This is a genomic window from Streptomyces bikiniensis, assembly GCF_000716625.1.
Lineage (GTDB): Bacteria > Actinomycetota > Actinomycetes > Streptomycetales > Streptomycetaceae > Streptomyces > Streptomyces bikiniensis.
The window spans coordinates 168,425-182,261 of the sequence record NZ_JNXJ01000004.1 but is presented as its reverse complement, the minus strand read 5'-3'; the positions used below and the strand labels follow the sequence as shown (position 1 = coordinate 182,261).

At 75.3% G+C, this 13,837-nt stretch carries 17 protein-coding genes; 6 read left to right on the top strand and 11 right to left on the bottom strand.

All coding sequences use genetic code 11. The features are described from left to right. Positions 1 to 34: 34 nt before the first annotated feature. From OO47_RS04195 to OO47_RS04185, 3 genes are all read right to left on the bottom strand, one after another. Positions 35 to 535 (bottom strand): peptidylprolyl isomerase, encoded by a 501-nt coding sequence (locus OO47_RS04195; protein WP_030212493.1) that lies wholly within the window; start codon positions 533 to 535, stop codon positions 35 to 37. A 134-nt stretch (positions 536 to 669) separates the two neighbouring features. Then, entirely contained in the window at positions 670 to 891 is a 222-nt protein-coding gene (locus OO47_RS04190) for a hypothetical protein (protein ID WP_199812267.1), read from the bottom strand. 31 nt (positions 892 to 922) lie between these two features. After that, positions 923 to 1,564 carry a DUF6629 family protein gene (locus OO47_RS04185; protein ID WP_030212487.1) on the bottom strand — a complete coding sequence of 214 codons (642 nt, stop codon included), beginning with the start codon at positions 1,562 to 1,564 and terminating at the stop codon, positions 923 to 925. A gap of 99 nt (positions 1,565 to 1,663) precedes the next feature. On the opposite strand from OO47_RS04185, the gene OO47_RS04180 reads away from it, so the two are divergent. After that, the gene (locus OO47_RS04180) at positions 1,664 to 2,194 is read left to right on the top strand and encodes an AMIN-like domain-containing (lipo)protein (RefSeq protein WP_030212485.1); all 531 of its coding nucleotides are present in this window, start codon (positions 1,664 to 1,666) and stop codon (positions 2,192 to 2,194) included. Positions 2,195 to 2,244: 50 nt separating this feature from the next. Here the strand turns inward: OO47_RS04180 and OO47_RS04175 are convergent, their stop codons facing one another. The 3 genes from OO47_RS04175 to OO47_RS04165 all read right to left on the bottom strand — a co-directional run bounded on the left by OO47_RS04175 (position 2,245) and on the right by OO47_RS04165 (position 4,301). Then, positions 2,245 to 2,748 carry an NUDIX domain-containing protein gene (locus OO47_RS04175; protein WP_030212483.1) on the bottom strand — a complete coding sequence of 168 codons (504 nt, stop codon included), beginning with the start codon at positions 2,746 to 2,748 and terminating at the stop codon, positions 2,245 to 2,247. Positions 2,749 to 2,846: 98 nt separating this feature from the next. Beyond that, positions 2,847 to 3,734 (bottom strand): YhjD/YihY/BrkB family envelope integrity protein, encoded by an 888-nt coding sequence (locus OO47_RS04170; RefSeq protein WP_030212481.1) that lies wholly within the window; start codon positions 3,732 to 3,734, stop codon positions 2,847 to 2,849. A gap of 93 nt (positions 3,735 to 3,827) precedes the next feature. Next, positions 3,828 to 4,301, bottom strand: a complete 474-nt coding sequence (locus OO47_RS04165; RefSeq protein WP_030212479.1) for a winged helix-turn-helix transcriptional regulator — start codon at positions 4,299 to 4,301, stop codon at positions 3,828 to 3,830. A gap of 101 nt (positions 4,302 to 4,402) precedes the next feature. Here OO47_RS04165 and OO47_RS04160 point away from each other — a divergent pair, with 101 nt between their 5' ends. Next, complete coding sequence (locus OO47_RS04160; RefSeq protein ID WP_030212476.1) at positions 4,403 to 4,894, top strand: PaaI family thioesterase; 492 nt, start codon at positions 4,403 to 4,405, stop codon at positions 4,892 to 4,894. A 30-nt stretch (positions 4,895 to 4,924) separates the two neighbouring features. Here OO47_RS04160 and OO47_RS04155 read toward each other — a convergent pair whose 3' ends face one another. Then, on the bottom strand, positions 4,925 to 5,290 hold the full coding sequence (locus OO47_RS04155) for a luciferase domain-containing protein (RefSeq protein ID WP_234323072.1): 366 nt from the start codon (positions 5,288 to 5,290) through the stop codon (positions 4,925 to 4,927). Between the two features lie 260 nt (positions 5,291 to 5,550). On the opposite strand from OO47_RS04155, the gene OO47_RS04150 reads away from it, so the two are divergent. Continuing rightward, positions 5,551 to 6,135: a nucleosidase gene (locus OO47_RS04150; RefSeq protein WP_030212470.1), complete on the top strand. Its 585-nt coding sequence runs from the start codon at positions 5,551 to 5,553 to the stop codon at positions 6,133 to 6,135. 15 nt (positions 6,136 to 6,150) lie between these two features. Here OO47_RS04150 and OO47_RS04145 read toward each other — a convergent pair whose 3' ends face one another. Continuing rightward, positions 6,151 to 7,332, bottom strand: a complete 1,182-nt coding sequence (locus OO47_RS04145; RefSeq protein WP_030212467.1) for an alpha/beta hydrolase family protein — start codon at positions 7,330 to 7,332, stop codon at positions 6,151 to 6,153. Positions 7,333 to 7,618: 286 nt separating this feature from the next. Here OO47_RS04145 and OO47_RS38555 point away from each other — a divergent pair, with 286 nt between their 5' ends. The 3 genes from OO47_RS38555 to OO47_RS04135 all read left to right on the top strand — a co-directional run bounded on the left by OO47_RS38555 (position 7,619) and on the right by OO47_RS04135 (position 10,393). Next, positions 7,619 to 7,738: a putative leader peptide gene (locus tag OO47_RS38555; RefSeq protein WP_324606505.1), complete on the top strand. Its 120-nt coding sequence runs from the start codon at positions 7,619 to 7,621 to the stop codon at positions 7,736 to 7,738. Between the two features lie 172 nt (positions 7,739 to 7,910). Beyond that, positions 7,911 to 9,032 carry an LLM class flavin-dependent oxidoreductase gene (locus OO47_RS04140; RefSeq protein WP_030212465.1) on the top strand — a complete coding sequence of 374 codons (1,122 nt, stop codon included), beginning with the start codon at positions 7,911 to 7,913 and terminating at the stop codon, positions 9,030 to 9,032. Further along, positions 9,029 to 10,393 (top strand): NtaA/DmoA family FMN-dependent monooxygenase, encoded by a 1,365-nt coding sequence (locus OO47_RS04135; RefSeq protein ID WP_030212463.1) that lies wholly within the window; start codon positions 9,029 to 9,031, stop codon positions 10,391 to 10,393. The genes OO47_RS04140 and OO47_RS04135 overlap by 4 nt, the downstream gene beginning before the upstream one ends. Before the next feature lie 9 nt (positions 10,394 to 10,402). Here OO47_RS04135 and OO47_RS04130 read toward each other — a convergent pair whose 3' ends face one another. From OO47_RS04130 to OO47_RS04120, 3 genes are read right to left on the bottom strand one after another with little or no spacing between them, the layout of a single operon-like run. Further along, positions 10,403 to 11,512 carry a PP2C family protein-serine/threonine phosphatase gene (locus OO47_RS04130; RefSeq protein WP_030212459.1) on the bottom strand — a complete coding sequence of 370 codons (1,110 nt, stop codon included), beginning with the start codon at positions 11,510 to 11,512 and terminating at the stop codon, positions 10,403 to 10,405. A 1-nt stretch (position 11,513) separates the two neighbouring features. Beyond that, entirely contained in the window at positions 11,514 to 13,154 is a 1,641-nt protein-coding gene (locus OO47_RS04125; RefSeq protein ID WP_033207992.1) for an MFS transporter, read from the bottom strand. Further along, on the bottom strand, positions 13,151 to 13,777 hold the full coding sequence (locus OO47_RS04120) for a TetR/AcrR family transcriptional regulator (protein ID WP_030212457.1): 627 nt from the start codon (positions 13,775 to 13,777) through the stop codon (positions 13,151 to 13,153). Before OO47_RS04120 ends, OO47_RS04125 begins: the two co-directional genes overlap by 4 nt. Positions 13,778 to 13,837: the final 60 nt, after the last annotated feature.

Below are 13,837 nucleotides of genomic sequence, written 5' to 3'. Positions count from 1 at the left end.
GGCGCGGAGCCCTCCGCTCGGTTCCGGAAGGCGATCAGGCCTTCACGATGCCGGACTCGGCGACCTTGATGGAGGCGCTGGTGGCGCCGGTCGGGGAGGAGCCGTAGGACTCGATCTTCTTGACCAGGTCCTGGCCCTCGACGACCTCGCCGAAGACGACGTGCTTGCCGTCGAGCCAGTCGGTGACGACCGTGGTGATGAAGAACTGCGAGCCGTTGGTGTTCCGGCCGGCGTTGGCCATCGACAGCAGGAACGGGCGGTCGTGCTTCAGCTTGAAGTTCTCGTCGGCGAACTTCTCGCCGTAGATGCTCTTGCCACCGGTGCCGTTGCCCTCGGTGAAGTCGCCGCCCTGGAGCATGAACTGCGGGATGACGCGGTGGAACGGGGAACCGGCGTAACCGAAGCCGTGCACGCCGGTGGCGAGCTCGCGGAAGTTCTGCGCGGTCTTCGGCACGACGTCGTCGAACAGCTTGAAGACGATGCGGCCCGCGGGCTCGTCGTTGATGGTGATGTCGAAGTAGACGTTGTCGCTCATGGGGACATCCTGTCATTACTCGCGCACCGGGTGCGCACGGGCTGCCTCCGGCCGTGTCACGGCACGCCGGCGCCCCGCCGCCCGTGAGGGCGCGGGGCGCCGTTCGCGTCGTCGGACGCGGTGGGGGAACGGAGTCAGAGCAGTCCGCCGGTCTCCGGGGACTGGAGGGCGCCTCCGGCGTCCTGGACGGTGTCCTGGAGGACGGCCTCGGCGCCCTGGTCCTCCTGGAGGAGGCCGAGGGGGGTGCCGATGGGGTTGTCACCGACGACGGCGTTCGCCTGCGGCGGGGGCGTGACGAGGGCGGTGACGACACCTGCGGCGAGGGAGGCGATGGCGAGCATGCTGCGCTTCTTCATGCCCTGGTCAACTGCTGAACGGCCGGGGGGGTTACGGGCTCTCCCCGATCGGACGCGGATCGGGTCCGGTCCTGCCCCGCACCCAGACGAGCAGCAGCAGCGAGGCGACGGCGGCGAGGGCGCACCAGGTGGAGACGAACTCGGTGGTCCACAGGAGGGCGCAGACGACGGCCCCGGCCCCGGTCAGGAGGCCGAGGAGCCGCAGGAGCCGGTCGCGGGCGAGGAGCAGGGCGCCGACGGTGGCGAGGAGGTACGCGGCGAGGAGCAGCGGCGCGTACGGCAGGTCGACGACGTAGCCGAGGGTGCGGCCGCGGACCTCGGCGGTGACGGGGCGGGTGGCGAGCCGGTACGCGAGGACGCCGGCGGTCGCGAGGCCGGCGGCGAGCGGGACGAGCAGGCGCGGCCGGTCGGCGGGGCGGGCGGCGGTCAGGACGCCGACGGGGAGCCAGAGGGGCAGCAGGGGAAGCGCGATGACGGCCCAGGCGAGGGTGGCGGGTCCGGCTCCGCCGCCGGCGTGCCAGACGGCGGCCTCCACGACCTGGTGGGCGCCCAGGAGCAGGGGCAGGGCGGCGAGCGGCGCGTCCCCGGGGCGGTGCACGGAGGCGAGGGAGGCCACGCCCACGGCGCCGATCCCGAGGCCCGCCCAGAGGTCGGCCGTCGCACTCCAGCACATAGCGCACTTCTACCCCATATCGGGTGGAACCGTACGGTCGTGGTCGGTGTCTTCCCCGGTGACACCACCGTCCCCGAGCACGAGGAAACGGGGGACGTCATGCGCCACCGTCATCTGTTCGCCGCCGGCGCCGTCGGCGCCGCGGGAGTCCTGCTGACCGCCGGAATCGGCGCCACGGTCCCGGTGGGCGCGGCCGGCGCTCCGTCCCGGAGCGGGTCCGTCCCGGCCACGGCCCTGGTCGTCGGCGTCCGCTGGAGCGGCCATCCGGGCTTCGACCGGCTCGTGGTCGACGTACGGGGCGCCGTGCCCGCGGTCACCGTGCGCCGGGTCCCCGCGCTGTACCAGGACGGATCGGGTCGGAGGGTCCCGTTGGCGGGGAAGTACTTCCTGGAGATCAGGCTCTCCCCCGCCGCCGCCCACGACGGTGCCGGCAGGTCCGTGTACCGGGGGCCCCGGACGGCCGCGGTCCCGCTGCCCGCGCTCAGGGGGGTCGCCCCGACCGGCGACTTCGAGGGCGTGGTGACGGTCGGGGCCGCCTTCGACGCCGAGCCCGTCCACAAGACCTTCCGGCTGCGCTCCCCGGAGCGGTTCGTGGTCGACACGGCCCACCCGGCGGGCTGCCGGCCCTGAGGGGGCCGTCGGCGGGGCCGTCCGTCCGGGCCGGTCCCGCCGGCGCGCGGTCAGCGCTCGCCGGGGCCGGCCTCCAGGTACACGGGCGCGCCGGTCCGGCGGGCGCGGTCGATCGCGGCGAGGCGGGCGAACTCGGCCGGGTCCATCTTCCGCTCCCACTCCTCCAGGGTGCGCAGGGCGTACGCGCTGTGCTCCTCGGGATCGAGGACGACGGCGGCGATCTGCTCGTCCGTCAGCTCGCCGCCGTCGAAGAAGAAGCCGATGCGGTTGGCGGGCCAGTCGTCGCCCCGGTCGGTCGTGAAGTGGGTGCCGAGCAGCCGGGGCTCCCCGGTGAAGACGATCCCGGTCTCCTCGCGGCACTCGCGCACCGCCGTCTCCCAGGGCGTCTCCCCCGGGTCCATGTTGCCGCCGGGCCACTGCCACATCCCGGAGTAGTGGACGGTGCGCAGTTGGAGGGGGCGGCCCCTGGTGTCGGTGAAGTGGAGGCAGGCGTAGGCGGTCGCTCTCGGGAGGGTCGCCACGTACTCGACGGGCGGCAGCCAGGTGTTCGTCATGGGCGGCTCTCTCTCGACGGGCCGGTGGGATCGCCTCCATCCAAGTGGCCGTGGGGGCGCGGCCCGGCCGTTCACCGGTGGATCACCGGATCGTGTGATCACGCCCTGTCCGCGGGTCCTCCGGGCCGGTGCGGGAGGCGGCGCAGACGGCGCCGGACCAGGTGCTCGTGGACGAGCCGGCCGACGAGGGCGCCTCCGTAGACGACGAAGCCGACGCCGACGAGCCAGGACTGGAGGACGAGGACGGTGCCGAACTGGCCGTACGTCACCGCGTTCGAGGCGATGAGGGGGGAGAAGACCAGCTGGGAGAAGATCCGCAGCCCGAGGAGGCCGAGCGCGGTGAGGACGGCGCCGGGGAGGAGGGCGCGCCAGCGGATGCGTCCGCAGAGCAGGAAGCGCTGGGACCACCAGAAGAAGAGGAAGGTGCCGAGGGTGTCGCCGAGGGCGACGGCGGCGGTGGCGAGGGCGGGGGCGTTCTCGGGGGCGGGGAAGGCGACGAAGACGAGGAGGGCCGCGATGAGGACCGCGAGCCAGACGACGTGCCGCCACATGGTGTGCCAGCGGGCCGTGGGGAGGTCCCAGACCCGCTCGTACCCGGTCTGTACGGCGGATCCGAAGGTCACGCCGAAGGCGGCGAGGGCGGCGAGACCGAAGGCGGTGGTGCGCTGGAGGGCCTGTCCCGGCTGCCCGAAGAGCCGTTCGACCTCCTCCTGGGAGACCTCGGTGACGCCGAGGCCCTGGACGAGCCAGCGGGCGAAGCCCTGTCCCCGGGCGAGGTCGGCCGCCGCGACGACGATGAGGAGGGGGACGAGGGTGAGCAGGCTGAGCGCGGCGAAGCCCATGGCGCGGTGCATGAGTTCCATGGCGCGGCCGCGGTTCCACGCGAGGCCGACGGGGGAGGCGGCGACGCGGTCGTGGACCCGTCGGAACCAGTGGCCGTGTTCGGTGGGGGCACCGTCGTGCGGCGGACCGGGTGTGGAGGGCATGCCTCGTGAGGTACCCGGCCCGGCGACGCGGCATCGCGGGGTGCCGCCGAACGGGTGGGGGCGGCGCTCGGGGGGCGGCCCCGGGGCCGGGGCTCAGGCGGGGAGCGGGCGGGCGCCGGGGCCGGGGCGGACGGTGACGTCGCGGACGGAGAGGGCGGCCCGCTCCTCGCCCTCGCACTGGACGACCACGCGGACGGGGGCTCCGCAGCCGGTGTGGCGGATGTCGAGGACGGGCCCCTCGGGGACCTCCGCGTGGGTGTCGCCCCACTGCTTGAGCGCGAGGAGCACGGGCCAGAGGTCGATGCCCCTGGGGGTGAGCCGGTACTCGTACCGGGTCCGGGCGCCGGGTTCGCGGTAGGGCTCGGCGCGCAGGATCTCCGCCGCGACCAGCTTGCGGAGGCGGTCGGCGAGGACGGCCTCGGAGAGCCCGAGGTGCCGGCGGAACTCGTCGTACCGGCGTACGCCGTTGAACGCGTCCCGCAGGATCAGCAGGGTCCACTTCTCGCCGACCAGGTCCAGGGTGCGCCGGACCGAGCAGTTCTCCGTGTCCGTCTCCAGCCACTTCATCGTCACACTCTAGCCACCTGACTGCGTCGTTGACAGTCAGCTTTCGGGGAGGCTAGCTTCGCCGTGCAGAGTCAGCTGGTCGAGTCGGGCGGAGAGTGGTCGTGGCACGGACGCGTACGGTCGAGTGGGAGGACCCGGCGGCTTCCGCGCGGGCCGCGGGGACGACGGCGGGGCTGGACTTCCTGCGGGAGATCGCCGCCGGGCGGCTGCCCGGGCCGCCGATCGCCGCGCTCCTCGGCTTCGCCCTCGAAGAGGTCGAGGACGGCCGGGTGGTGTTCTCCTTCGAGCCGGCCGAGGAGCACTACAACCCGATCGGGAGCGTGCACGGCGGCGTGTACGCGACGCTGCTCGACTCGGCGGCCGGGTGCGCGGTGCACTCCACGCTCCCCCGGGGCACGGCGTACACCTCGCTCGACCTGTCGACCCGCTTCCTCCGCCCGATCACGGTCGCCACCGGCAAGGTCAGGGCGGTCGGCACGGTGCTGACCCGGGGACGCCGTACGTCGCTCGCGGAGGCGGGTCTGTACGACGCGCAGGACCGGCTGCTCGGTCACGCGACCAGCACGTGCATGCTGTTCCCGGTCCCTGCGTAGTACCGCGCGACGCGCGGGGACGGGCCGGGTTCAGCGGACGCCGGGGACCGGGCGGGTGCGGGTGCAGCCGTCCGGGACGGCGTCGGGGGCGCCGCTGGCCTGGAGGGCCGCGCTCACCAGGGTGGCGAGCAGGTCGATGTCGGAGCCCATGTCCAGACGGACCGTCACCCACCCGGACCCGGCGCGCAGGCGGACGGCGCTCGATCCGAGGAGGGCCGGGCGCAGTTTGGCGATCATGGCGCGGGTGAGGTGGACGTCGGCCTCGTGCTCGCCGTGGAAGTGCACGATCTCCTGCGTCGCGGTGCCCAGTCCGACCTCGGCGCCGCAGTGGGCACGGCCGGGGGTCAGCGAGGGCCAGCTCATCAGACGTTCACTGGCATGCCTGGCCGTGTTCATACGAGGAGCGTGCCGGGCGCCGGGGCCGCGCACAAGCGTCCTGCGGAAAGAATCCCGCCGACACGCGGAGCGGGCCGCCGGAAGGACCCTCGCGACCGTGCGTGACGGCGGCGCGTGGGACCGAAGTGACTCTGTGTCATGGCGGAGAGGGGTGGGGACGCCTCCGCCGGGCGGTGCTCCTCCGCCGGCGGTTCCGGGCCTTCCGGTGGTGGGCCCTCCCGGTTGTACGGCGGGCGGGCCGTCGAACTAGCGTGGCACCCATGGAACTCTTGGGAGAGATCACGGGCGACCGCCCCCTGCTGGTGCTCGCCGTCAAGGAAGAGGCGCAGTTCCTCGACACGGGGCTGCCGGTGCTGCTCACCGGCATGGGCAAGGTGAACGCCGCGACCGCGCTGGCGACCGTGCTCGGCCGGGGCCCCCGTCCGTCCGGGATCGTGAACCTGGGGACGGCCGGGGCGCTGCGGCCGGGCCTGACCGGGACGCACGTCGTGGGCACCGTGGTGCAGCACGACTTCGACGGGCGGCTGCTCGCGATGCTGACGGGCGAGTCGTACGGGGCGCCGCTGACGCTGCCGGACGGCGGGGACGTGGTCCTGGCCACCGGCGACACCTTCATCTCGGACGAGACCGCCCGCGCCCGGCTCGCGGAGCAGGCGGCCCTGGTCGACATGGAGGGGTACGCCCTCGCGCACGTCGCCTCGGTCGCCGGGGTGCCGCTGCGCGTCGTGAAGCACGTCAGCGACGAGGCCGGGGAGGGCGCCGCGCGCACCTGGCGCGAATCGGTCGCCGGGTGCGCGCGGGTCCTGGCCGACTGGGCGGCGGAGAACGTTCCGTACCGTCCCTGAGGGTTCCGGCCGCGGTCACCGGTTCTGGAAGTGTGCCTCCGGGTCGGCCTCGGTCGGGCCGTCCAGGACCGGGCGCGAAAGTCCGCGCAGGTGCCGGTCGAAGAAGGCGGAGACGTACGTCCGGGTGAGGGCGACGGCCCGGTCGGCGGGCAGCTGCGGTTCGGGCAGGCCGAAGTGACGCGAGATCACGGGGCCGTCCGAGAAGGAGAAGTGATCGGATCCGGCCAGCGTGATCCAGCGCTTCCAGCCGTCGAGCGCGGACCACGTCCGGTCCCAGCTGGTGTCGATCCCGCCGGGCAGGTGCATCCCGTCGTGGGTGCCGAGCATCATGAACGGGCGGCCCCGCAGGCCCTCCGCCGGAAGGTCCTCCCAGAAGGAGCCGTCCATGTTGATCCCGGCGTCGATGCGCCGGTCGGCGACCATCGCGGTGGCCGCGCTCGCCCCTCCGATGGAGTGGCCCGCCATGCCGATCCGGCGCGCGTCGATCACGTCGGCGTGCCGCCAGACGGACCGGGGGCCGACGAGCCGGTCCAGGACGTACCGCATGTCGGCGGCGCGGGTCGTGGTGACCACGCTCCCGTGCACCCCGCCCTCGTCGAGGGCCGTGCAGGCGACGCAGGTGAGGGTGCGGCCGCCGGGGAGGCTGATCCCGTACGACTCGTAGGCGTGGTCGACGGAGGCGACGACGTAGCCGCGCGAGGCGAGGTCCTCGGCGAGGGAGGTGAGCGTCCAGCGGGAGACGCTGAAGCCCGGCGAGAGCAGCACCAGGGGGTGGCGGCCCGGCGCGGGCCGGACGCCGGCCCTGCTATGGGTGCGTGTCCGGGCGAGCACGTCGCCGGAGACGCCGGGTCCCAGCTGCTCGGCGAGCAGTCGCGCCTCCTCCCGGGTGGCGTACGGGGCGGGGTGGCCACCGCCGGAGCGGGCGGCCGGGTAGTGGAGCGTGACCATGAGGGCCCGTCCGTCGGCGGTGGGCACCCAGGGGTCGGTGCGGGACCGGTCGACCAGCGGCAGGACCGTGCTGCCGACGGCGTGCGGCCCGGTGGGCGCGGGGAGGGCGGCGGGCCGCACCGGCTGTGCGACCGTCGCGCTCGCGCCGGGGGCGGGTGTGCCGGGAGGGGCCGCGGTGGCGACTCCTGCCGTCAGGGCGAGGGAACAGGTGAGAATGGTGGCCGCGACGGCCCTGGTGAGTCGAGTCATGCGGGCACGGTAGGCGCCGGGAGCGGTCCGGCGCGTCCGCCCGTGGGCTCACTTTCGATCAACCTCGGGTCGGAGAAGGGGCCTTGCCCGTCATCCACGGGTACGTCCATGGGCTCCGACGTCCGGCTCACCCCCAACTCCCTTCCCCCGTACCGGTCCTGATGTGCCGACCGGTCGGGTGGAGCCATGCGGCGGGACGACCTTGACAGCGTGGAAGGCCGCCTGCCTATGGTGAGGAGTCTCCGTCCGCGTCCGGACGGGGCCGAGGGACCCGGGGGAGGCGTACGTGCGCACAGCGACCACGGCGCCGCACGCCCCGGTCCGGGCGGGTGCCCGCCTCGTCTGCCGCCGGCACGTCGACCTCTGCCGTACCGCGTCGGCCATCTGTCCTTCTCCGCGCGTCTGACCCCGCCCGGCGGGTCCGCCCGTCCCGTCGCCCGTCCGGCGCGGGGCGTCGCGGCGATCCCGCCGCGCCCGGGTCCGCGCTTCCCGTGACGTCCCGTCGCCCGGTCCCGCGCAGCCGTGCCCCGCACCGCTGCCGCGCCGCCGCGCGTCCCCCGCCGCCCGGAAGGACTCCCATGCCCCGCCCCGCCCTGCACCTGGCCGTCGAGATCGACGGCGACGGTGCCCATCCCGCCGCGTGGCGCCGTGCCGCGCACGCCCCCGGAGAGCTGCTGAGCCCGCGCCGGCTCGCCCGGACCGCGGCCGCCGCCGAGAACGCCGGATTCACCCTGGTCACCCTGGAGGACTCGATCCTGCCGCCCGGTTCCGCCGACGGCACCGGCCCGGTGGGCCGGATCGGCGCGGTGGAGCGGGCCGCGTTCGCGGCCGCTTCGACCAGCGTCCTCGGCATCGCCCCCGTCCTCGCGACCACCTACGCCGAGCCGTTCCACGTCTCCTCGCAGATCGCCTCGCTCGACCACGTCTCGGCCGGCCGGGCCGGCTGGGTGGTGGGGACCGAGGAGGACCCGGCCGCCGCGCGCGCCTGGGGGCGGCCGGTGGTCGGGGGCGCCGACGCGATCGCCCGCGAGGCCCGCGACGGGCTCCGGGTCGTACGGGACCTGTGGGACTCGTGGGAGGACGACGCGGTGATCCGGTCGGTGGCCACCAGCCGCTACCTGGACCGGTCGCGGCTGCACTACGTCGACTTCGAGGGCGAGACGTACTCGGTGAAGGGGCCGTCGATCGTGCCGCGTCCGCCGCAGGGCCGGCCCGTGGTCCTGGCGCCCGCCGGTCTCGTCCCGGCGGAGCTCACCGACGTGGCGCTCGTCGGCGGCCCGACCCCGGCCGGGGCGGGCGCGGCGGCCTCGGCGGCCGGTGCGCCGCTCGCCTTCGCCGAGGTCGAGGTGGCCCTCGACGCCCCGCGCGAGACGGCGCGGGAGCGGATCGCGGACCTGGAACGGTACGCGCCGTGGGAGGGCCGCCCCGACCGGCTGCGGTACACCGGTCCGGCCGCCGGTCTGGTGGAACTGCTCGCGGACCTGGCCGGGCGCGTCGACGGGGTGCGGCTGCGTCCGCTCGTCCTCGACGAGGACCTCGCCGTGCTCTCCCGGCTCGTCCTGCCCGAGCTGTTCGTGCGGCGGCTCGCGGCCCGGCCCCTGCCGGGCACCACCCTCCGCACCTCCCTGGGCCTTCCCCGGCCCCTCAGCCGCTTCACGACCGCCGGCGCCGCCGCGCCCGCTCCGGAGGAGACCCGATGACCCGCACCGACCCGCACGACGTCCCGCGCCCGGACGCGCGACTGCACTTCGGGGTGTTCTTCCAGGGGGTCAACCACTGGACGATCTGGTCGGACCCGTCCAGCGGCTCGCAGATCGATCCGGCCTCCTTCCTGCGGGTGGCCAGGGCCGCCGAACGCGGGCTCTTCGACGCCTTCTTCCTCGGCGACGGCCTGCGGCTGCGCGAGTCGGAGGGCGGCGTCCACGAGCTGGACGTGGCGGGCCGGCCCGACTCGATCACCCAGCTGTCGGCGCTCGCCGCCGCGACCGAGCGGATCGGGCTCGTCTCCACCTCGAACACCACCTTCAACGAGCCGGGCGACCTCGCCCGGCGGCTCGCCGGCCTCGACCTGCTCTCCGGCGGCCGGGCCGGCTGGAACGTGGTGACCACGCACAACGCCTGGACCGGCGAGAACTTCCGGCGCGGCGGGTTCCTCGACCACGCCGACCGGTACCGGCGCGCCGAGGAGTTCCTGTCCGTCGCGCGGGCCGTGTGGAACGGCTGGGCACAGGGCGCGGTGGCGGACTCGGCCGAGGCCCGTTCCTGGTCGGTGCCGGGGGCGGTGGGGCGCGTACGGGTGGAGGGGGCCCACTTCGACGTCGACCTGGCGCCGACCCTGCCGCGCAGCGCCCAGGGGCATCCGGTGATCTTCCAGGCGGGCGACTCCGGGGAGGGGCGGGACTTCGCGGCCCGCAACGCGGACGTCGTCTTCTCCGCGCACGGCACGGACTTCGACGACGCGCTCGCCTTCGCCGAGGACGTCCGGCGGCGGCTGCGGGCGGCGGGCCGGGCCGAGGACGCGCTGCGGATCCTGCCGGGTACGGAGATCGTCATCGGGGCGACCGAGAAGGAGGCGGAGGAGAAGGCCCGCTGGGTGCGCCTCCACCAGGTCACGCCCGCGGTGGCGCTCGGCATCGCGAGCCGGCTGTGGGGCTTCGACCTGTCCGGGCGGGACGCCGACGGGCCGCTGCCGGCCGAGGACCCGGTGGTGGCCGCGTACGAGGGGAGGTTCGGCACGCGCTGGGTGGACGACCCCCGGGCGGTGGTGGCCGAGTGGCGGGCGAAGGCCGACGCCAACGGCTGGTCGCTGCGCGAGACGGTGATCGAGCTGGGGCCGCAGCGCGGGCACGTGGGCACTCCGGCCGGGCTCGCGGAGAAGTTCGCGCGGTTCGTCCGGCACGGGGCGCTGGACGGTTTCAACGTCTCGCCGTACCTGGTGCCGGACGGTCTCGACGACATCGTGGAGCTGCTCGTGCCGGAGCTCCAGGAGCGGGGCGTGTACCGGACGGCGTACACGGGGACGACGCTCCGGGAGCATCTGGGACTCGCCCCTGTGGCATGACCCCCGCGGTCAGGGGGCGTCGGGCGGGCGGACCACCAGGAGGGCGGCCACGTCGTCGTCGGGGCCTTTGCCGCCGTAGGCGGTGAGGTCGCGGTGGAGGAGTTCGAGGAGGCCCGCGGAGGGCTCCCGGTCCCAGCTCCGCAGGCGCGCCTCCAGGGGGTAGAAGGCGCCCGCCCGGTCGCGGGTCTCGCTGACGCCGTCGGTGTAGAGGAGCAGCCGGTCCCCCGGGCCGAAGGGCGCCTCCTCGATCCGGTGGCGGCCGTCGGCGAGGCCCGCGAGGTTGACGGGGAGCGAGGGGTCGGTGAAGCGCACCGGTTCGACCCCTCCCCCGTGCTGGAGGAGCGGGGCCGGGTGGCCGCAGCTGAGGAGCCGTACGACGTCCCGGTCGTCGGGGAGTTCCACGAGGACGACGGTGGCGAAGCGTTCGGCGGCATCGGAGTCCGGGTCCCAGGCGCCGTACCGGGCCAGGCCCTCGTCGAGGCGGTCGGCGAGGACGGCCAGGTCCCCGGCCTCGTGGACGGCGGCGCGGAACGCGCCGAGCAGCACGGAGGCGGTCTCGACGGCGCCGAGCCCCTTGCCCTGGACGTCGCCGAGCATGACGCGCACGGCTCCGGGGACCTTGACGGCCTCGTAGAAGTCGCCGCCGATCCGGGCCTTGGCGGCGGCCGCGACGTACAGCAGGTGCAGTTCGAACCGGCCGAGGCGGCGGGGCAGCGGGCGCAGCACGACCCGCTGGACGACCTCGGCGACGGCGGTGAGTTCGCGCAGGTCCCGCTCGTAGCGGGTGCGGACCCGGCTGATCCAGGCCGCGGCGGCGGTCACGACGGCGAGGACCGTCTCGCTGGCGAGGAGTTCGGGCAGGGGGTCCCCGCCCCGGTTGAAGCCGAGCAGCACGCGGACCGCCATGGTGAGCAGTCCGATGCCGAGGGTCCCGCGCACGCTCCAGGTGACGGCGGCGAGCGCGGGCGCGGCGACGAGGAGGCGGTCGAAGCGCTCCTGGCCGGGGGTGAGCACATCGGCGAGGGCCGTCAGGAACAGGACCAGGAAGGGCAGGGCGCGACCGACGTTGAACTGGGTGCGCGTCGCCGTGCCTGGGCTGCGGGGACCGGCTGCGGGCATTTCATGATCGTACGCAGGGCCGTCGGCCGGGGCGGGGCGGGGCCTGCTCCGGGCGTGTCCCCCGGGCGCCGCCGGGCAGGGCGAGGGCTGCGGGCAGCGCGAGGGCGGTGATCGCCGCCAGGGCCGGGAGCGCGGCGCCCTGCGCCGGTACGAACCCTCCGTCCGGTACGAGGGTGAGCAGGAGGGTCGCGGTGGCGACGCCGAACGCCGGGCCGACGTTCATCGCGGTCTGCTGGAGGCCTCCGGCGACTCCGGCGTGGGCCCCGGGGGCGCGGTGCACGACGACGGAGGTGGCGGTGACCATGAGCGTGACGAAGCCGGCGCCGAGGAGGGCGGAGCAGCCGCCGACGGGGAGGGCGCCGGCCGTGGCGTCCAGGCGGGAGAGCAGCAGGACGCCGAGGGTGAGGAGGGCGGCGCCGGCCGTCGCCGTGCGGCGGGGGCCGTAACGGCGCTGGAGGGGCGGGCAGAGCGGTGCGCCGAGCACCATGAGGAGGGCGAGCGGCAGGACGCGCAGCGCGCAGGTGAGGGGGTCGAGCCGCTGCACGTCCTGGAGGAAGTACGTCGCCACGAACAGCGTGCCGAAGAGGGCCGCCGAGGCGGCGAGGAGCGCGGCGGTCCCGGCGACGACGGGCACGCTCCGGAGCAGCTCCGGGGACAGCAGGGGGTGTGCGGCGCGGCGTTCGTGCCGGGCGAGGACGGTTCCGGCGACGACGGCCCCGGCGACGGCGAGCGCCCCGGGTCCGGCCCCGCCGGGCCGCGCGGCCTCGACGAGCCCGTGGACCAGCAGCCCCAGGGCCACGGCGAGCAGCAGGGCCCCGAGGGGGTCGAGCGCGGCGAGCCCGGGGGGCGCGGGTGGGCTTGCGGGGGTGGTTCGGGGTGGGGGTGCGGTGCGGTCGGGGACGGGCGCGGTCCCGCCGGGTGCGGTCCTGTCGGAGGCGGTCCCACCGGGCGCGGTCCCGCCGGGTGCGGTCCTGTCGGAGGCGGTCCCACCGGGTGCGGCCTTGGCAGGCGCGGTCCTGGTGAGCGCGGTCCCGACAGGGGTGGTCCCGCCGGGTGCGGTCCTAACAGGGGCTTCGGTTTTTCCCGGGTGCGGCTCCCTGGTGGTGAGGGCCAGGAGCCCGAGGGCGAGGGTCGGCGGCACGCTCAGGAGGAAGACGGAGCGCCAGCCGTACGCGGAGACCAGCGCGCCGCCCACGAGCGGTCCGGCGGCGGCCGCGAGGCCGATGACGGCGGTGCGGACGGCGATCGGGGTCGCGAGCCGGTCGGGCGGGAAGGCCGTGCGCAGCATGCCGAGGGTGGCGGGCTGGAGGAGCGCCCCGCACACCCCTTGGAGCACGCGCAGCACGATCACGGCCCCGATGCCGGGGGCCAGGGCGATGCCCGCGGAGGCGGCGGCGAAGCCGAGGGCGCCGGCGGCGAAGACCCTGCGGTGGCCGTGGCGGTCGCCGAGGCGTCCGGCGAAGACCAGGAGGCTCGCGACGGCCACGAGGTAGCCGGTGCTGGTCCACTGGACCTGGCCGACGTCGGCGTGCAGATCGCGCTGGAGGGCGGGTTGGGCGACGGTCAGGACCGTGCCGTCGAGGGCGACGACGGCGGCTCCGACGACGCTGCAGGCGAGGACGGGGGTGCGGCGTCGCTTCACGGGGTCGGCTCCGCGGGCCCGAGATGGGCGTCGAGGGCGGCCGCGAGCAGCGGGGCGGGATCGGTGCCGCCGGTCGCGAGCGGGAGGCTGCCCCGGTACCAGAGCTGGGCGATGCCGTGCAGGTTGGCCCAGAGGGCGCCGGCGGTGACGACGGGGTCGGCGTCGGGGCGGACGCGGGCGACCAGTTCGGCGAGCCGGGCGAAGAGCGGCAGGCTCGTCTCGCGGAGCCCGAGCCTGCCGCTCTCCAGCAGGTCGTGCCGGAACATCAGCTCGTACATGCCGCGCCGCGCCCCGGCGTGGTCGAGGTAGACGCGGGCGAGGAGTTCGATCCGCTCGCGCGGCGCGGCGTCCTCGCGGTCCTCGGCGGCGACGCGGTCGGCCAGTTCGGCGAAGCCCTGCCGGGCGATGGCCGACAGGAGGTCGAGGTGGGTGGGGAAGTGGCGGCGGGGCGCGCCGTGGGAGACACCGGCGCGGCGGGCGATCTCGCGCAGCGAGAGGGCCTGGGCTCCCTCGGCGTCCACGAGCTCGACGCCGGCCCGGACGAGCCGCCCGCGCAGCCCGTCGTCCCCCTGTTCGTGTCGCTCTTGTTCGTGTCCCTCGCGGCTCTCGCGGTCTCTTCGCACAGACACTGTCTACCAAGTCCGAGTAGACAGTGTCTACCCGCTCTCGCGCCCCGGTCCGTT